At 70.6% G+C, this 17,542-nt stretch carries 15 protein-coding genes; 6 read left to right on the forward strand and 9 right to left on the reverse strand.

Annotation, left to right across the window (positions count from 1 at the left end):
* Window positions 1-59: 59 nt before the first annotated feature.
* Both ABT078_RS33530 and ABT078_RS33535 read left to right on the forward strand, forming a co-directional pair.
* The gene (locus ABT078_RS33530) at window positions 60-782 is read left to right on the forward strand and encodes a DUF3558 family protein (protein ID WP_351234513.1); all 723 of its coding nucleotides are present in this window, start codon (window positions 60-62) and stop codon (window positions 780-782) included.
* Between the two features lie 213 nt (window positions 783-995).
* The gene (locus ABT078_RS33535) at window positions 996-2,297 is read left to right on the forward strand and encodes a DUF2637 domain-containing protein (protein ID WP_351234515.1); all 1,302 of its coding nucleotides are present in this window, start codon (window positions 996-998) and stop codon (window positions 2,295-2,297) included.
* A gap of 168 nt (window positions 2,298-2,465) precedes the next feature.
* Here the strand turns inward: ABT078_RS33535 and lysS are convergent, their stop codons facing one another.
* Entirely contained in the window at window positions 2,466-4,202 is a 1,737-nt protein-coding gene (gene lysS, locus ABT078_RS33540; RefSeq protein WP_351234517.1) for a lysine--tRNA ligase, read from the reverse strand.
* Between the two features lie 170 nt (window positions 4,203-4,372).
* Between lysS and argS the strand changes: the two genes are divergently transcribed.
* Entirely contained in the window at window positions 4,373-6,142 is a 1,770-nt protein-coding gene (gene argS / locus ABT078_RS33545; RefSeq protein WP_351234519.1) for an arginine--tRNA ligase, read from the forward strand.
* Window positions 6,143-6,204: 62 nt separating this feature from the next.
* Here the strand turns inward: argS and ABT078_RS33550 are convergent, their stop codons facing one another.
* On the reverse strand, window positions 6,205-6,477 hold the full coding sequence (locus ABT078_RS33550) for a DUF1876 domain-containing protein (protein ID WP_351234521.1): 273 nt from the start codon (window positions 6,475-6,477) through the stop codon (window positions 6,205-6,207).
* Between the two features lie 171 nt (window positions 6,478-6,648).
* On the opposite strand from ABT078_RS33550, the gene ABT078_RS33555 reads away from it, so the two are divergent.
* Window positions 6,649-7,527: an NAD(P)-dependent oxidoreductase gene (locus ABT078_RS33555; RefSeq protein WP_351234523.1), complete on the forward strand. Its 879-nt coding sequence runs from the start codon at window positions 6,649-6,651 to the stop codon at window positions 7,525-7,527.
* 89 nt (window positions 7,528-7,616) lie between these two features.
* Window positions 7,617-8,501 (forward strand): DUF4253 domain-containing protein, encoded by an 885-nt coding sequence (locus ABT078_RS33560; RefSeq protein ID WP_351234525.1) that lies wholly within the window; start codon window positions 7,617-7,619, stop codon window positions 8,499-8,501.
* A gap of 87 nt (window positions 8,502-8,588) precedes the next feature.
* Here ABT078_RS33560 and ABT078_RS33565 read toward each other — a convergent pair whose 3' ends face one another.
* The 7 genes from ABT078_RS33565 to ABT078_RS33595 all read right to left on the reverse strand — a co-directional run bounded on the left by ABT078_RS33565 (window position 8,589) and on the right by ABT078_RS33595 (window position 16,145).
* Window positions 8,589-8,786, reverse strand: coding sequence for a hypothetical protein (locus ABT078_RS33565; protein ID WP_351234527.1), 198 nt, complete (start codon window positions 8,784-8,786; stop codon window positions 8,589-8,591).
* Between the two features lie 260 nt (window positions 8,787-9,046).
* Window positions 9,047-10,042: a porphobilinogen synthase gene (gene hemB / locus ABT078_RS33570; protein WP_351234529.1), complete on the reverse strand. Its 996-nt coding sequence runs from the start codon at window positions 10,040-10,042 to the stop codon at window positions 9,047-9,049.
* A 429-nt stretch (window positions 10,043-10,471) separates the two neighbouring features.
* Window positions 10,472-12,136, reverse strand: coding sequence for a bifunctional uroporphyrinogen-III C-methyltransferase/uroporphyrinogen-III synthase (locus tag ABT078_RS33575; protein WP_351234531.1), 1,665 nt, complete (start codon window positions 12,134-12,136; stop codon window positions 10,472-10,474).
* Complete coding sequence (gene hemC, locus ABT078_RS33580; protein WP_351234533.1) at window positions 12,133-13,101, reverse strand: hydroxymethylbilane synthase; 969 nt, start codon at window positions 13,099-13,101, stop codon at window positions 12,133-12,135. The genes ABT078_RS33575 and hemC overlap by 4 nt, the downstream gene beginning before the upstream one ends.
* Window positions 13,098-14,789, reverse strand: coding sequence for a glutamyl-tRNA reductase (locus ABT078_RS33585; RefSeq protein WP_351234535.1), 1,692 nt, complete (start codon window positions 14,787-14,789; stop codon window positions 13,098-13,100). The genes hemC and ABT078_RS33585 overlap by 4 nt, the downstream gene beginning before the upstream one ends.
* Complete coding sequence (locus ABT078_RS33590) at window positions 14,786-15,595, reverse strand: redox-sensing transcriptional repressor Rex (RefSeq protein ID WP_351234537.1); 810 nt, start codon at window positions 15,593-15,595, stop codon at window positions 14,786-14,788. The genes ABT078_RS33585 and ABT078_RS33590 overlap by 4 nt, the downstream gene beginning before the upstream one ends.
* Before the next feature lie 274 nt (window positions 15,596-15,869).
* Window positions 15,870-16,145 (reverse strand): glutaredoxin family protein, encoded by a 276-nt coding sequence (locus ABT078_RS33595; RefSeq protein ID WP_351234539.1) that lies wholly within the window; start codon window positions 16,143-16,145, stop codon window positions 15,870-15,872.
* Between the two features lie 138 nt (window positions 16,146-16,283).
* Between ABT078_RS33595 and ABT078_RS33600 the strand changes: the two genes are divergently transcribed.
* Window positions 16,284-17,237: an HAD family hydrolase gene (locus ABT078_RS33600; RefSeq protein WP_351234541.1), complete on the forward strand. Its 954-nt coding sequence runs from the start codon at window positions 16,284-16,286 to the stop codon at window positions 17,235-17,237.
* Window positions 17,238-17,542: the final 305 nt, after the last annotated feature.

The following is a 17,542-nucleotide window of genomic DNA, read 5'->3' on the forward strand; positions in this document are numbered from 1 at the left end:
CGGCCGTCCGTCACGTCCCGCACACCGGCGGACCGTACGACACACCGAGTGAAGGAACCATGCACCGATCAGCCCCGCGACTCACCCGCATACTCGCCTGCGCCGCCGTCCCGGTGATGCTCGTCGTCGCCGGATGCTCGTCGGACTCCGGCGGCGAGGACAAGTCCTCCGGATCGAGCTCCTCCTCCGCGGCGTCCCCCGACGCGAAGCAGTCCGAGGCGACCGTCGCGCAGGCGAAGTTCGCCAAGCTGCCCGAGCCCTGCAAGACGATCGCCTCGAAGACGATCACCGAGCTGGTGCCGAAGGCGAAGAACAAGGCCGGTACGGCGGGCAGCTCCAGCGACACGACCGCCCGCGGCAGCTGCTCCTGGAACGGCCTGGAGGACAAGGGCACCAAGGGCTCGAACTACCGCTGGCTCGATGTCTCCTTCCTGCGGTACGAGTCCGACCCCGGCCTGGGCAGCGGCGAGAAGCGCGCCACGGACGCGTACGCCAAGGAGATCGCCAAGGCCGAGGGCACGGACGGTGCCAAGAACGTCAAGACGTCGCCCGCGACGGGCATCGGCGACCAGGCGACGTCGATCAGCTACGACCTGAACAAGACGGGCGAGACGTTCAAGTACGCGACGGTCGTTGCCCGTACGGGCAACGTCGTCGTCACGCTCGGATACAACGGGGCGGGCTACGCCGGGGCGAAGACCCCGGACGCGGCGGCGATGATGAAGAGCGCGGTCAAGGCGGCGAAGGAGGCTGCGGCCTCCGTCGCGGCGGCCAACAAGTAGGCGGCCGGAACTCGGGGCGCGGCGCATGTGCCCCACCCCCACACACATCCCACCAACACGCCCGTCAAAGGCTGTTGAACACACGGCCGCGAGCCTGGGCCACCTCCCCGGAGGCCCGGGCTCCGCAGCCGTGTGCCAGGCTTGGCCCGCGCCGATTCGGATGCGGCGGCGCCGGAATTCGATCCGAAATTCGATATCGGGAGGGGATCGCGGGTGGCCGCGATGCAGCTGACACGCACGCACCGCATACTCATCGGGGTCGTCGTCGCCGGAGCGGTGATCATCGCCGCGATCGGTTTCGCCGGGTCCTACGCCGCCGTACGCGAGCTCGCCGAGCAGAAGGGCTTCGGCGCCTTCTCCCTGGTCTTCCCCATCGGCATCGACGCGGGCATCTGTGTGCTGCTCGCCCTCGACCTGCTGCTGACCTGGATCCGTATCCCCTTCCCGCTGCTGCGCCAGACGGCGTGGCTGCTGACGGCGGCGACGATCGCGTTCAACGGCGCCGCCGCCTGGCCCGACCCCCTCGGCGTCGGCATGCACGCCGTCATCCCCGTGCTCTTCGTGGTCTCCGTCGAGGCCGCCCGGCACGCGGTGGGCCGGATCGCGGACATCACGGCGGACAAGCACATGGAGGGCGTGCGGCTCACCCGCTGGCTGCTCTCACCCATACCGACGTTCCGGCTGTGGCGGCGCATGAAGCTGTGGGAGCTGCGCAGCTACGAGCAGGTCATCAAGCTGGAGCAGGACCGGCTGATCTACCAGGCCCGCCTCCAGGCCCGCTACGGCCGCGCGTGGCGGCGCAAGGCGCCGGTCGAGGCATTGATGCCGCTGCGGCTCGCGAAGTACGGCGTTCCCCTGGCGGAGACCGCGCCCGCCGGCCTCGCCGCCGCCGGGATCGAGCCGGCGCTGCTGCCGCCGAACCCCGCGCCTGCCGCAGTGCTGCCCGCGGCCCCTGCACCGGCTCCGATTCCGGTCGCGGCTCCGCAGGGATGGCCCGAGGAGTATCCGCAGGCCCACCCCGACGAGCAGCAGCTGCCGCAGGGCGGTGACATCGGCCAGGGCTCCCACGAGAGCCCCTGGTTCAACGCGGTGCCGCAGGTCACGCAGGAGGCGTACGAGAACGCGTACAACCCGACGTACGTCGAGGGCCTGGAGCCGACTCCGGTCGCGGTCCCGGCCGGCCCGGAGGCCATGCCCGTCGGCGCCCCGGGGCCCGGCCACGGTGCCATCCCGGGCCCGCGCGCCGAGCAGGATCCGGCGTACGAGCAGGCCGCCGAGGGCATGGACGAAGAGCCGCTGCCCCTGGAGGACTCGGACTTCGCCGAGATGGCGTACCCGGTCTTCAAGGAGTACGTGGACCTTCACGGCCGGTTTCCGAGCAACGACCAGCTCGACATAACCCTGGCCGACGTCCACGGCATCAGCCACCCGCGCAGTGGAAGCCTGCTGCGCGGCCTGATGTCGCAGTTCCAGAACCGCTACCAGGCCGATCTCGAGGCGGAGCACATCGCGTAGTGACCGGGGGCTTCGCCCCCGGATCCGCTACTCCCTCCGGCCCTGCCCCGACCGGTGGGCAGGCTCGTTCCGAGCCGGTCCCGCCGAGGGCGGACGCGCGACAACGGACACGCACGCGCGAACGGACACCCTCGCCCCGGGCCGAAGCCCGGAGCAAGGGCGGGGACGTCAGGCCCCGAGCAGCTTCCGCACCCGCTCCGCCCCGACCGCCAGCAGGAGCGTCGGCAGTCGCGGCCCCGTCTCACGGCTGACCAGCAGGCGGTACAGCAACGCGAAGAACGAACGCTGGGCGACCTTCAGCTCCGGGGTCGGCTTGGCGTCCGGCTCCAGGCCCGCCATGACCTTGGGGACGCCGTAGACGAGCGTGGTGAGCCCGTCCAGCGACCAGTGCGAGTCCAGCCCTTCCAGGAGCAGCCGCAGCGACTCCCGGCCCTCGTCGTCGAGCGAGCCGAGCAGCTCGGTGTCGGGCTCGGAGCGGACGACCGTGCGGGCGTCGGCCGGGACCTGGGTGGTGATCCAGTTCTCGGCACGGCCGAGGCGCGGCTGCACCTCGCCGAGCGACGCCAGCGGGTTCGCCGGATCGAGTTCGCCGAGGATCCGCAGGGTCTGCTCGTCGTGACCGGCCGTGATGTCGACGACCGAGGCGAGCGTCCGGTACGGCAGCGGGCGCGGCGTGCGCGACAGCTCACCGGCGGCGGTGCGCACCGCGCGGGAGTGCGCGGCGGCGTCGGCCGGCAGTGCGGAGCCGTCCGCGACCTTGGACTCCAGCTTGTCCCACTCGTCGTAGAGCCGCTGGATCTCCTGGTCGAAGGCGATCTTGAAGGACTGGTTGGGCTTGCGGCGCGCGTACAGCCAGCGCAGCAGCGGCGCCTCCATGATCTTCAGCGCGTCCGCGGGCGTGGGCACGCCACCACGGGACGACGACATCTTCGCCATGCCGGAGATGCCCACGAAGGCGTACATCGGGCCGATGGGCTGCACGCCGCCGAAGACCTCGCGGACGATCTGCCCGCCCACGACGAACGACGACCCGGGCGACGAGTGGTCGACACCGCTGGGCTCGAAGATCACACCCTCGTACGCCCAGCGCATCGGCCAGTCGACCTTCCAGACCAGCTTGCCGCGGTTGAACTCGCTCAGCCGGACCGTCTCGGAGAAGCCGCACGCCGTACAGGAGTACGTCAGCTCGGTCGTCGCGTCGATGTACTCCGTGACGGTCGTCAGGTCCTTCTCGCAGTTGCCGCAGTACGGCTTGTACGGGAAGTAGCCCGCGGAGCCGCCGCTGCCGTCGTCCTCGCTCGCCGCGCCGGAGCCCTCCTCGGCCTCCAGCTCGGCCTCGTCCAGGGGCTTCTGCTGCTTCTTCGCCTGGGCCTTGGCCTTCGTCCGGTACTGGTCGAGGATGCCGTCGATCTCGGCCCGGTGCGTCATCGCGTGCAGGATCTGCTCGCGGTACGCACCTGACGTGTACTGCTCGGTCTGGCTGATCGGCTCGTACTCGACACCCAGCTCGGCGAGGGACTCGACCATCGCGGCCTTGAAGTGCTCCGCCCAGTTCGGATACTCCGAGCCCCCGGGCGCCGGGACCGAGGTCAGCGGCTTGCCGATGTGCTCGGCCCAGGAGCCGTCGACGCCGGGGACCTCTTCCGGCACCTTGCGGTAGCGGTCGTAGTCGTCCCAGGAGATCAGGTGGCGGACCTCGTGCCCCCGCCGGCGGATCTCGTCCGCGACGAGGTGCGGGGTCATGACCTCGCGGAGGTTGCCCAGGTGGATGGGCCCGGACGGCGACAGGCCAGAGGCAACGACGACCGGTTTCCCGGGCGCACGCCGTTCCGACTCGGCGATGACATCGTCCGCGAAACGGGAGACCCAGTCGGTCTCGGTGCTGCTCTGAGCCACGATCGGCACGTCCTTGAATGCTTGAGTCTGTCGAAGCTGGCGTAAGCCATTCTCCCAGACGGAACAACCGGCCCTGTGTTGTCCACAGGCGCGCGGTTCGGCGGAGAAACAGGTTGCTCCCCCATGGGACACTTGACCACTGAATAAGCACGACCACCCACTGACAGGAACGGAAGCTCATGGCCTCGGTCCCTTCCCTCGCTTCGACCGTTCAGCAGCGCCTCGCGGACGCCCTCTCGGCAGCCCTGCCGGAGGCCGGCTCCGCCGACCCGCTGCTGCGACGTAGCGACCGGGCCGACTTCCAGGCCAACGGCATCCTGGCACTGGCCAAGCGGCTCAAGGGCAACCCGCGCGAGCTGGCGGCCAAGGTCGTCGACGCGATCCCGGCCGACGACGTCCTGAAGGAGATCGAGGTCTCCGGCCCCGGATTCCTGAACATCACGATCACCGACGAGGCGATCGTGAGGACCCTCGCCGCCCGCGCGGCCGACGACCGGCTGGGCGTTGCGTACGCCACCGGCGCCGGCACGACCGTGATCGACTACGCCCAGCCGAATGTGGCGAAGGAGATGCACGTCGGGCATCTGCGCTCCGCCGTGATCGGCGCCGCGATGGTCGAGATCCTCAAGTTCACCGGCGAGAAGGTGATCCGGCGCCACCACATCGGCGACTGGGGCACCCAGTTCGGCATGCTCATCCAGTACCTGATCGAGCACCCCCACGAGCTGGACCACAAGGACGAGGGCACCGTCTCCGGCGAGGAGGCCATGTCCAATCTGAACCGGCTCTACAAGGCCTCGCGTGGCCTCTTCGACTCCGACGAGGAGTTCAAGGACCGGGCGCGCCGCCGGGTGGTCGACCTCCAGGCGGGCGACAAGGAGACGCTCGCCCTGTGGCAGCGTTTCGTCGACGAGTCGAAGATCTACTTCTACTCGGTCTTCAACAAGCTCGACATGGAGATCGACGACGTTGACGTCGTCGGAGAGTCCGGCTACAACGCCATGCTGGCCGAGACCTGCCGACTGCTCGAGGAGTCGGGCGTCGCGGTCCGGTCGAACGGCGCGCTGTGCGTCTTCTTCGACGACGTGAAGGGCCCCGACGGCAACCCGGTCCCGCTGATCGTCCAGAAGTCCGACGGCGGCTACGGCTACGCGGCGACGGACCTGTCCGCGATCCGCGACCGTGTCCAGAAGCTGGGCGCGACCACGCTGCTGTACGTCGTGGACGCCCGCCAGTCCCTCCACTTCAAGATGGTCTTCGAGACCGCGCGCCGCATCGGCTGGCTGAACGACGACGTCAAGGCCGTCCAGCTTGCCTTCGGCACCGTCCTGGGCAAGGACGGCAAGCCGTTCAAGACCCGTGAGGGCGAGACGGTGCGGCTGGTGGACCTGCTGGACGAGGCGATCGAGCGGGCGACGGCGGTCGTCGCCGAGAAGAAGGAGAAGGCGGGCCTGACCGACGAGGAGGTCGTCGAGAACGGCCTGTATGTCGGCATCGGCGCCGTGAAGTACGCGGACCTGTCGACATCGGCGGTACGGGACTACAAGTTCGACCTGGACCAGATGGTGTCGCTGAACGGCGACACGTCCGTCTACCTCCAGTACGCGTACGCCCGTATCCAGTCGATCAAGCGCAATGCCGGCGGCCGGAAGCCGGTCGCCCACCCGGAGCTCGAGCTGGCCCCGGCCGAGCGTGCTCTCGGCCTCCACCTGGACCAGTTCGGCGAGGTGCTGGCCGAGGTCGCGACCTCGTACGAGCCGCACAAGCTTGCGGCGTACCTGTACCAGTTGGCGTCGCTTCTCACGACGTTCTACGACCAGTGCCCTGTGGTACGGCCGGAGCCACCCCTGGAGGTCGGGGAGAACCGGCTCTTCCTCGTCGACCTGACCGCCCGCACCCTCCACCAGGGTATGGCCCTGCTGGGCATCCGCACCCCCGAGCGCCTCTGACCCTGACACCTGTGCGGAAGGCGGCCCCGGCGATCACCTCGCCGGGGCCGTCCCCGTGTTCATCACCTCGTCAGCGGGTGCGCGGGCCTTCCCGTGGTTTCCTCGATCTCGTCGTGGGCCTTCGTCAGCAACGTCTGCGCGACGTCCATCAGCGCCCGTGCGCCCGCGATCTCCTCACCGACCCTGAGCTGTTCCGGGTCGGACGGGTGACGACTCGCGTGCCCGTGGCCGCGGACTTCCGTGCCGTCGGCAAGCCTGAGCATCGCGGCTGCCCTGGTCTTGTCACCGTCCTCGAGAAATTCCATCTCGACGTGCCATCCGACGAGCGTCTGCATGACGGATCACCTCCAGCGGTACCCCTCAAGAGTGCGCCGACCCATCGCTGATCACCACCTCGCTCACCTGGAGGTGAGTAGCTGACCAAATAGTCGGTACTTGTCCCCGTCTGCACGCGCCGCAAGGATCACGGGCACATCTCCAGTGGCCCCGTCCCGAGGAACACGCCCATGCCTGCGAGCACGCACTCCCCCGTATCCGTTCTCGGCCTCGGCATGATGGGCTCCGCCCTCGCCGCAGCGCTCCTGAAGGCCGGCCACCCGGTCACGGTCTGGAACCGGTCCCCCGCCAAGTCCGGCCCCCTCGTCGCCCAGGGCGCGCACCCGGCAGCCGCCCCCGCCGACGCAGTGACCGCAAGCCCTCTCGTCATCGTCTGCCTCCTGACCAACGACACCGTCCAGGAGGTCCTCGACAGCCTCGGAGACACCGTCGCCGGCAAGACCCTGGTCAACCTGACCAACGGCACCCCGGCCCAGGCCCGACGGCTCTCGGAGTGGGCGGCCGGGCGCGGCGCGGCGTACATCGACGGCGGAATCATGGCCGTCCCGCAGATGATCTCGGGGCCCGATGCGTACGTCTTCTACAGCGGCGACAAGGACGCGTACGAGGCCCACCGGACCACCCTCGCGGCCTTCGGCGGCACGAAGTGGGTGGGCACCGACCCGGGCCGTGCCGCCCTGTACGACCTGGCGCTGCTCACCGGCATGTACGGCATGGCTCTCGGCGTCCTGCAGGCCTTCGCCCTGGTCCGTACGGAGAACATCTCCGCGGAGGAGTTCTCGGAACTCCTCGTCCCGTGGATCGGCGCAATGCTCACGGGCGCCCCGGAATGGGGCCGGGCGATCGACACCGGGCGACACCTGACCGACGTGTCCAGCATCGCGGTCAATCAGGCGGCCTTCCCGAACTTCCTGACCACCTTCCGCGATCAGGGCGTCAGCCCGGAGCTCTTCGAGCCGTTCCAGACGATCCTGGACCGCGCGTTCGCGGAGGGCCATGCGGCCGACGGCCTTTCGCGCCTTGCCGACCTCCTCGCGCTGAAGCGCTGACACCCATCCCCGCTGTCGTGCGCTCCGCCGTCCTCACCGCCGCCTGCGTCCGAACCGGGTTGTCAGTGGCAGCCCTTACGGTTTCTGCCATGGCGATGATCCCGAATCCCCTGCCGAAGCTGGCTGCCGACCCCTCGGGCCGGTCGCTCGGCCTCCAACTGCCGCCCGGCAGGCTGGTCGACACGACGATGGACGGCCCCTGGCACGAGCCGCTGCTCTGGCACGCGGATGCGCCCGCTCGCCCCGGCGGTTGGTCCGCGCTCCTGCCCGCCCGCAGGACAGCCGGCCTGCACCCCGTCCTCACAGTCGCCGGCAGCGACCCTGAAAGACAGCCGGAGGACTGGGAGTTGGCCCCGGCGATGATGTCGTACCCGGGCGATCACGACGCCGAGGAGGTGCTGGCCGCCTTCTGGGAGGAGTACGCGTCGGACGAACTGGCCGCGCCCGAGGACCACCCCGGCCGGGACACCGTCGTCGAAGTCTTCGGCGAGCCACCGGCGGAGGGTGAGACGGGGGAGCCATGCGGCACCGCGTGGCCGGGTCTGGCCCCGGCCGCGGCCCCCGGGGACGATCCGGACGAGGTGGCGGCCGAGATCGCCGACGCACTGCTCGCCGAGGACTCCGGGCTCATGCTGCCGCGGCTCGCCCTCGTCCCGGCGCGCCGCAGCGCCGACATACCTGCGGCGCTCGGCTGGACCGGGCCGCTCAACCACGAGAACGACGTGGCGCGCCTGTGCTCCGTCCTGCGCTCATGGGAGGACCGCTTCGGGATACGCGTCGTCGCGCTCGGCTTCGACCAGCTCGTGGTCTCCGTGGCGGCCCCGCCGACGACGACCGCCGGAGCGGAGGCCGTCGCCGCCGAGCACTTCGCGTTCTGCCCGGACAACATCACCCAGGGCAGCTTCCCCGCCCTGCGCGAGTACGCGGCCAAGGCGGTCCTGGGCCGGTCCGCCTGGTCCTTCTGGTGGGACTGAACCGCCTGGCCCGGCAGCGGTCGGACACCACAGGCCGAGGCCCCCACCGTTCACCGGCGGGGGCCTCGGCCATGGACCGCGCCGACGTCAGACGATCTTGTCGTAACGCAGGGCGACGTAGCTGCAGGTGAGTCTGCCGTCTGCCGGCGTGCCGTAGATCGACACATCCCCGCCGCAGCTCGCGGCGGCGGCCGTTCCGGACCCGATCGTGGTGACCATTCCGAGCGACACCGCGCCGACAGCAAGAGCGGAACCGGCACGGCGGAAGGCATGGTTGAGCGTCATCGACTCTCCCCTGCGGAGTAGTGAGGGCACGGCGCGGGATCACACCTCGGCCGCCGACAGCTGCCCTGCAGGTGCAGCTGTAAAGCTCTGTTTCGGGTGTGCGCCCGGTGACAGCACCTACTCTCGCGGCTCCAGGAGCCGACCAGAAGAGAGATCAACCGGACGGAACGGGCCTTGGCCCATTGCGTCCTGAGGAACGACGAAAGCCCCGCTGCTCACCGGACCAGCGGGGCTCTCACCGTAAGGGAAAGGGCGTCGGCTCAGCGGCCGAGCTTCTGCGCGACCTCCGTCGCCCAGTACGTGAGGATCATCTGCGCACCCGCGCGGCGGATCCCCGTCAGCGTCTCCAGGATCGCCTTGTCGCGGTCGATCCAGCCCTTCTCGGCCGCGGCCTCGACCATCGCGTACTCACCACTGATCTGGTACGCGGCCACGGGCACGTCGACCGCGTCCGCGACGCGCGCCAGCACGTCCAGATAGGGACCCGCCGGCTTGACCATCACCATGTCGGCGCCCTCCTCCAGATCCAGCGCCAACTCCCGCATGGACTCGCGCAGATTGGCCGGGTCCTGCTGGTAGGTCTTGCGGTCGCCCTTCAGCGACGACGCGACGGCCTCCCGGAACGGCCCGTAGAAGGCCGACGAGTACTTGGCGGTGTACGCGAGGATCGCCACGTCCTCCTTGCCGATGGTGTCCAGCGCATCGCGGATGACGCCGACCTGACCGTCCATCATTCCGCTGGGACCAACCACATGGACGCCGGCGTCGGCCTGGACCTGGGCCATCTCCGCATACCGCTCGAGCGTGGCGTCGTTGTCGACGCGTCCGGCCTCGTCCAGCACACCGCAGTGCCCGTGATCCGTGTACTCGTCCAGGCACAGGTCGGACATGATGACGAGTTCGTCGCCCACCTCGGCCTTCACCGCACGGATGGCGACCTGCAGAATCCCGTCCGGATCGGTGCCCGCCGTCCCGGCCGCGTCCTTCTTCGCGTCCTCGGGCACGCCGAAGAGCATGATCCCGGAGACTCCCGCCTCCCGGGCCTCCACCGCGGCCTTGCGCAGCGTGTCCAGCGAGTGCTGCACAACGCCCGGCATCGCCGCGATCGGCACCGGCTCCGTCACGCCCTCCCGTACGAACGCCGGGAGGATCAGATCAGCCGGATTCAGGCGGGTCTCGGCGACCATGCGCCGCATTGCGGGGGTCGTACGCAGCCGACGCGGCCGCGAGCCGGGGAAGGAGCCGTACACAGTCATACGTCCACGCTACGCCGCGGCGAGGAGGGCTTTTGCCGACACCGCGCCGGAGCGGAGCGGGGCCCACCGGCCCGGGAGGGGGTCCGCAGGGGTGCTCCCGCAGGATTCGGCAGCTTGCGCGGGGTGCCCCTGCTCGCCCAACCGAATCCGAGGAGGTACCCCGGAGGGCACCCGACCCCACCCACCGGGCGTGGCCCGGGCCCACCGGGGGGCCGGGCCCCACAAAGCTTGCGGCCCCACCGGGACGGGTGCCCCAGGCCCACCGGGGTCGGCCCCGACCGAATCGACACCCGGCACCGGGGGTTGTGCCGACCCGTTCCGCCCTGCGGAACGACTGCCCACAACAGTCAGGGCGTGCGTCCACAACAGGTGGGCGGGCAACCCCGGGCTACGTACGACGGGGGGCGGGGCAGAGCCCCCCGCGTTACCTCACGTCGTGCGGCGCCTGCGCGCTCCAGGCCTGCGCTCGCTCGGCCGCGTCACCGGATCCCCGGCCTCCATCGCCGCCTCACGCCGCCGCGCCCCGAACTCCGCCAGCGCCTCCGCCAGCTTGTGCACCGAGGGCTCCGGCGACAGCACGTCCACCCGCAGCCCGTGCTCCTCCGCGGTCTTCGCGGTCGCGGGACCGATGCAGGCGATGACCGTCACGTTGTGCGGCTTCCCGGCGATCCCCACCAGGTTCCGCACCGTGGAGGACGACGTGAACAGCACCGCGTCGAACCCGCCACCCTTGATCGCCTCGCGCGTCTCGGCCGGCGGCGGCGACGCCCGCACGGTCCGGTACGCCGTGACGTCGTCGACCTCCCACCCGAGCTCGATCAGGCCCGCCACCAGCGTCTCCGTGGCGATGTCGGCCCGCGGCAGGAACACCCGGTCGATCGGGTCGAAGACCGGGTCGTACGGCGGCCAGTCCTCCAGCAGTCCGGCGGCCGACTGCTCCCCGCTCGGCACCAGGTCCGGCTTCACACCGAACTCGACCAGGGCCTTCGCGGTCTGCTCGCCCACCGCCGCGACCTTGATCCCGGCGAAGGCACGGGCGTCGAGCCCGTACTCCTCGAACTTCTCGCGCACCGCCTTGACGGCGTTCAGTGACGTGAAGGCGATCCACTCGTACCGCCCGGTGACCAGCCCCTTGACCGCGCGCTCCATCTGCTGCGGCGTCCGCGGCGGCTCGACGGCGATCGTCGGCACCTCGTGCGGCACCGCCCCGTACGAACGAAGCTGGTCGGAGAGCGAGGCAGCCTGCTCCTTCGTACGCGGTACGAGGACCTTCCAGCCGAACAGCGGCTTGGACTCGAACCACGCGAGCTGGTCACGCTGGGCCGGGGCACATCGCTCGCCGACCACGGCTATGACGGGCCGGTGGCCCTCGGGCGAGGGCAGCACCTTCCCCTGCTTGAAGACCTGCGCAATGGTCCCGAGCGTGGCCGTCCATGTCCGCTGACGCGTCGTCGTACCGGCGACGGTCACGGTCAGCGGGGTGTCGGGCTTGCGCCCGGCCGCCACCAGCTCACCCGCCGCGGCCGCCACCGCGTCCAGGGACGTCGACACGACGACGGTCCCGTCCGACGCCCCGACCTCGGTCCAGCACCGGGCGTCGGCCGTGCGCGCGTCGATGAAGCGCACATCGGTGCCCTGCGCGTCGCGCAGCGGCACTCCGGCGTACGCGGGCACGCCGACCGCCGTCGCAACGCCCGGCACGACCTCGAACGGAATGCCTGCCGCCGCGCACGCGAGCATCTCCTGACAGGCGTCGCCTTCGAGCCCGGGGTCACCGCTCACCGCACGGACGACCCGCTTGCCGCCCCTCACAGCCTCCATGACAAGATTGGTCGCATCCCTCAACACGGGGACACCGACGGTCGTTGACGCATCGTCAACAACCGTCAGCTCAGGCGTGCTCACGCCCGCCCTCGCATGGCCGCTAACGACTTCGAGGACATCGGGCTCGGCGATCAGCACGTCCGCGCCCGACAGCGCCTCCACGGCGCGCAGTGTCAGCAGCCCCGGGTCGCCGGGACCGGCGCCGAGGAAGGTGACGTGCCCGGAAGCGGAGTACGCCGAAGCGGCAGAGGTGGCAGTGGTGGGGCTCAAAGTGCTCGCTCCCCCATAAGACCGGCCGCACCCTTGGCGAGCATCTCGGCCGCGAGTTCGCGACCGAGCGCCACCGCGTCGTCGTGCGACGTGGGTACGGGACCGGTGGTGGACAGCTGCACCAGCGTGGATCCGTCGGTCGTACCGACGACACCGCGCAGGCGCATCTCATGAACAACCTGTCCGTCGGCCAGCAGGTCGGCCAGCGCACCCACAGGTGCGCTGCAGCCGGCCTCCAGGGCGGCGAGCAGGGACCGCTCGGCAGTCACGGCGGCCCGCGTGTGCGGGTCGTCGAGCTCCGCGAGCGTGGCGGCGAGATCGGCGTTCGCCGAGAGGCACTCGATCGCCAGGGCCCCCTGGCCGGGGGCGGGCAGCACCGCGTCGACCGACAGGAAGTCGGTCACGTCCGCGATCCTGCCGATACGGTTCAGCCCGGCCGCGGCAAGCACCACGGCGTCCAGCTCGCCGTTTCGTACGTATCCGACCCGGGTGTCGATGTTCCCGCGGATCGGCACGGTCTCGATCCGCAGCCCGTGGGAACGCGCGTACGCGTTGAGCTGCGCCATCCGGCGCGGCGAGCCGGTGCCGACCCGGGCACCCGACGGCAGCCGGTCGAGCGTCAGCCCGTCCCGCGCCACGAGCACGTCACGCGGGTCCTCACGACGCGGAATCGCGGCCAGCACCAGGTTGTCGGGCTGCGCGGTCGGCAGGTCCTTCAGCGAGTGCACCGCGAAGTCCACCTCTCCCGCGAGCAGCGCGTCGCGGAGCGCGGTGACGAACACACCGGTGCCGCCGATCTGCGCGAGGTGCTCGCGCGAGGTGTCGCCGTACGTGGTGATCTCGACGAGCTCCACGGGACGTCCGGTCAGCCTGGTCACCGCCTCCGCCACCTGCCCGGACTGGGCCATGGCGAGCTTGCTGCGCCTGGTCCCCAGCCTCAAAGCCTTCTCGGCCCTCTCGGTCATACTCGCCCTCGGTTCTTGACGTCGGCGTCGTTCAGGTCGGCCCGGCTGACGGATGCGACCGTCTCCGGGTCGAGGTCGAAAAGTGTGCGCAGCGCGTCCGCGTACCCGGCACCGCCCGGCTCCGCGGCGAGCTGCTTGATCCGCACGGTGGGCGCGTGCAGCAGCTTGTCGACGACGCGGCGCACGGTCTGGGCGATCTCCGCGCGCTGCTTCTCGTCCAGGTCGGGAAGGCGCCCCTCCAGCCGTGCGACCTCGCCGGCCACCACATCGGCGGCCATGGTGCGCAGGGCGATCACGGTCGGCGTGATGTGCGCGGCGCGCTGCGCGGCGCCGAAGGCGGCGACCTCGTCGCCGACGATCGTGCGCACCTGGTCGACGTCGTCGGCCATCGGGGCGTCCGCGGACGCCTCGGCGAGCGACTCGATGTCGACGAGACGGACGCCGGGGATCCGGTGCACGGCGGCGTCGATGTCCCGGGGCATGGCGAGGTCGAGGAGCGCCAGGCGGACCGGGCCGGTGCTCTGCGCGCGGACGGCACGACGTCCCGGGGCACCACGGCGGTCGGCCGCGGCATTCTCCACCCAGGCGCCGTGCAGGCCCATGTCGTCGGCCGGCAGTCCGGCTGCCGCAGCGGCGGCGGTGTCGTCGAGCCCGACCGGGCACCCGTCCTCGGCGAGGAGGGCGGGGTTCTCGGCGACGCGCTCGAACCCGGCGAGCCGCGCGATGACCTCCGCGTCCGCGTCCGTGACGACTGCGACCGTCTCCGCGGCGTGCTCGACCGTGTCCGTGGCGGCGACCGCGTCCGACACACCGCCGGGCACGGCCTCGCCGAGGGCTTCGGCGACGGCCTCGGCCGTCAGCACCAGCCCCGTCGCGCCGGTGCAGGACACCACGACGTCGACTCGTGTCAGTTCGTCCGCGACCGCGTCCATGGACACGGCCCGCGCGGCGACTCCGGTGCCTCCCCCGGAGCTTCGCCTGGTGGCGCCCCCGGACTCGGTCAGGATCTGCACGAGCCGCTCGGCCCGCTCCTGCGTACGGTTGGCGACGACGATCTCCGCGACCCCCGCCCGCGCCAGCGTCGCCGCGGCGAGCGACGACATCGAACCGGCGCCGATGACCAGCGCCCGCTTGCCCGCCGCCCACTCGTCCACGGGCGCGCCGCACGACAGCTGCTCGAGGCCGAACGTGACGAGCGACTGCCCGGCCCGGTCGATCCCGGTCTCACTGTGGGCCCGCTTGCCGACCCGCAGCGACTGCTGGAAGAGGTCGTTCAGCAGCCGGCCCGCGGTGTGCAGATCCTGACCGAGGGCGAGGGCGTCCTTGATCTGGCCGAGGATCTGCCCCTCGCCGACGACCATGGAGTCGAGACCGCAGGCCACCGAGAAGAGATGGTGGACGGCACGGTCCTCGTAGTGCACGTACAGATAAGGAGTGAGCTCCTCCAGCCCGACGCCGCTGTGCTGGGCGAGCAGGGTGGACAGCTCGGCGACGCCGGCGTGGAACTTGTCGACGTCGGCGTAGAGCTCGATGCGATTGCAGGTGGCGAGGACGGACGCCTCGGCCGCGGGATCCGCAGCAAGGGTGTCCTGCAGCAGCTTGACCTGCGTGTCCGCGGACAGCGAGGCCCGCTCCAGCACGCTGACCGGGGCGCTGCGGTGACTGAGTCCGACGACCAGGAGGCTCATGCCGGCATCACGGCGGGGACGTCCCCGTCGGGTCCCTTCCGGCCCGTGGCCGCACCGGTGGTTCCTCGCGCCGCGGGCGACGCGGACGCGACGGGCGGCACGGAGGACGCGGCAGGCGCCGTGGCGCCCTCCGCCTCCAGCTCCTCACCTGCCTTGCGCTGCTCGTGGAACGCGAGGATCTGCAGCTCGATCGACAGGTCGACCTTGCGTACGTCGACGCCGTCCGGCACCGTCAGCACGGTCGGGGCGAAGTTGAGGATGGACGTGACGCCGGCGGCGACCAGTCGGTCGCACACCTGCTGGGCGGCGCCCGCGGGGGTCGCGATGACCCCGATGGAGACACCGTTGTCCGAGATGATCTTCTCCAGCTCGTCCGTGTGCTGGACGGGAATCCCGGCGACCGGCTTTCCTGCCATCGCCGGGTCGGCGTCGATCAGGGCGGCGACACGGAAGCCACGCGAGGCGAACCCGCCGTAGTTCGCGAGGGCGGCGCCGAGGTTACCGATACCGACGATCACGACCGGCCAGTCCTGGGTGAGGCCGAGCTCGCGGGAGATCTGGTAGACGAGGTACTCGACGTCGTAGCCGACGCCCCGGGTTCCGTACGAGCCGAGGTAGGAGAAGTCCTTCCGCAGCTTCGCGGAGTTGACCCCCGCCGCGGCCGCGAGCTCCTCGGAGGAGACCGTCGGCACGGAACGCTCCGACAGTGCGGTCAGCGCGCGCAGATACAGCGGAAGCCGGGCGACCGTGGCCTCGGGGATTCCTCGGCTACGGGTCGCCGGTCGGTGAGTTCGGCCAGTTGCCACGGTGCTCCTGCGGGATGAGCGAGGCTGCAGGCGGCCGTACGTCCCAAGACCGCCCCGTCGAATGCAGGCTATGTCTTTGTGAACGCGTGCACAAAGATGGTGTCCGCTTTGTCCGAGCAAAGTGACCGGGGTCACGCGGACCGGACGCGCGATCCGGGAACCCTGAACCGCTTCCGTCCGTAGAGAACCCAAAGGGGGCAAAGCGCTGCACACTCCTTACGACTCTGCCCCCGCGACCCCAACAAAACGCCCACGATGGTAACCGCCTTTCGCGTCAGGCCCCCAGTTCGCGGCGGAGCCGGCCCGCGTCCACACGCCAGAACGTGTGCTGCTCACCGTCCACCAGGACGACCGGAATCTGCTCCCAGTACTCCCGGTGCAACTCCTCGTCCTGCGTGATGTCCCTCTCCTCCCACGCGGCGCCCGTCTCCGCGCAGACCTCCTCGATCACGGCCCGCGCATCGTCACAGAGATGACACCCGGGCTTCCCGATCAAGGTCACGACCCGGTCGCCGGCCTTCTTCTTCGTACGCCGCAGCAGAGGACTCATGCCCCCCATTCTCCGCCCGTTCCCGCGCCCGGGGCGGCGCGTCCGAACGGTCGGGTTTAACAATCCGGCCGCCCAGAGTTCACGACTTCGCATCCCCGCGAGTCGGGAAGTTCCGAACTGACTGGCTATGCTCACGTCATGGCCGCACTGGGATGGCTCACCCCACGCAGGCGCTCCGCGACCGCCCGGAGCGTCCTCGCAGGCGAGGCCGCCGCCGAAGCAGCACGCAAGACCTCGCAGCAGTTCGAGGCGGACACGGAGACCGAGGCCCCGGACACCGCCGCCGCCAGGCGCAGGGAGGCGGACTTCCCGGTCGTCGGGGACGTCCGCGCCGCAGCCTTCTTCGACCTCGACAACACGGTCATGCAAGGCGCGGCGATCTTCCACTTCGGCCGTGGCCTGTACAAGCGGAAGTTCTTCCAGCGCCGCGAGCTGGCGCGGTTCGCCTGGCAGCAGACGTGGTTCCGGCTCGCCGGGGTCGAGGACCCGGAGCACATGCAGGACGTACGCGAGTCCGCGCTGTCCATCGTCAAGGGCCACCGCGTCTCCGAGCTGATGTCGATCGGCGAGGAGATCTACGACGAGTACATGGCCGACCGCATCTGGCCCGGTACTCGCGCCCTGGCCCAGGCCCACCTCGACGCGGGCCAGAAGGTGTGGCTGGTCACCGCCGCGCCCGTCGAGACCGCGACGATCATCGCCCGCAGGCTCGGCCTGACCGGCGCGCTCGGCACGGTCGCCGAGTCCGTCGACGGCGTGTACACCGGGAAGCTGGTCGGCGAGCCGCTGCACGGCCCCGCAAAGGCGGAGGCGGTGCGCGCCCTGGCGGCGGGCGAGAACCTGGACCTGGCCCGCTGTGCGGCGTACAGCGACTCGCACAACGACATCCCGATGCTCTCGCTCGTCGGGCACCCGTACGCGATCAACCCGGACACCAAGCTGCGCAAGCACGCGCGCGAGCGCGAATGGCGGCTGCGCGACTACCGGACGGGCCGCAAGGCGGCCAAGGTCGGCATTCCGGCCGCTGCGGGCGTCGGGGCACTGGCGGGCGGCACGGCGGCAGCCGTCGCCCTGCACCGCCGCCGTCGCTGACGCACGCGGCCACGGGTGGGCACCCACGCCCGCGTAGGCCCCCGACGGGTGCACCATCGGCACCACGGCGTCCGCGACGCGCGCCGCGCCGCATTCCGGTTCTCCTGCCCATCCGCGAGTCCCGCCAGTCCTGTTACGGACACATGGGCACAACCCATCACGCGCTGCAGCAGATCGCGAAGTAATCCGATCAATAACCGATCACAATCCGCGACTCGATTCGCTGCTATCTCGTAACAGAAGCAACGGAATCGATGATTTGAGCAACTGGGTGTAGCGCTGCCTGTACGAAGCGTTATTCTCCT

This window comes from Streptomyces sp. NPDC002133 (genome assembly GCF_040296405.1).
Lineage (GTDB): Bacteria > Actinomycetota > Actinomycetes > Streptomycetales > Streptomycetaceae > Streptomyces.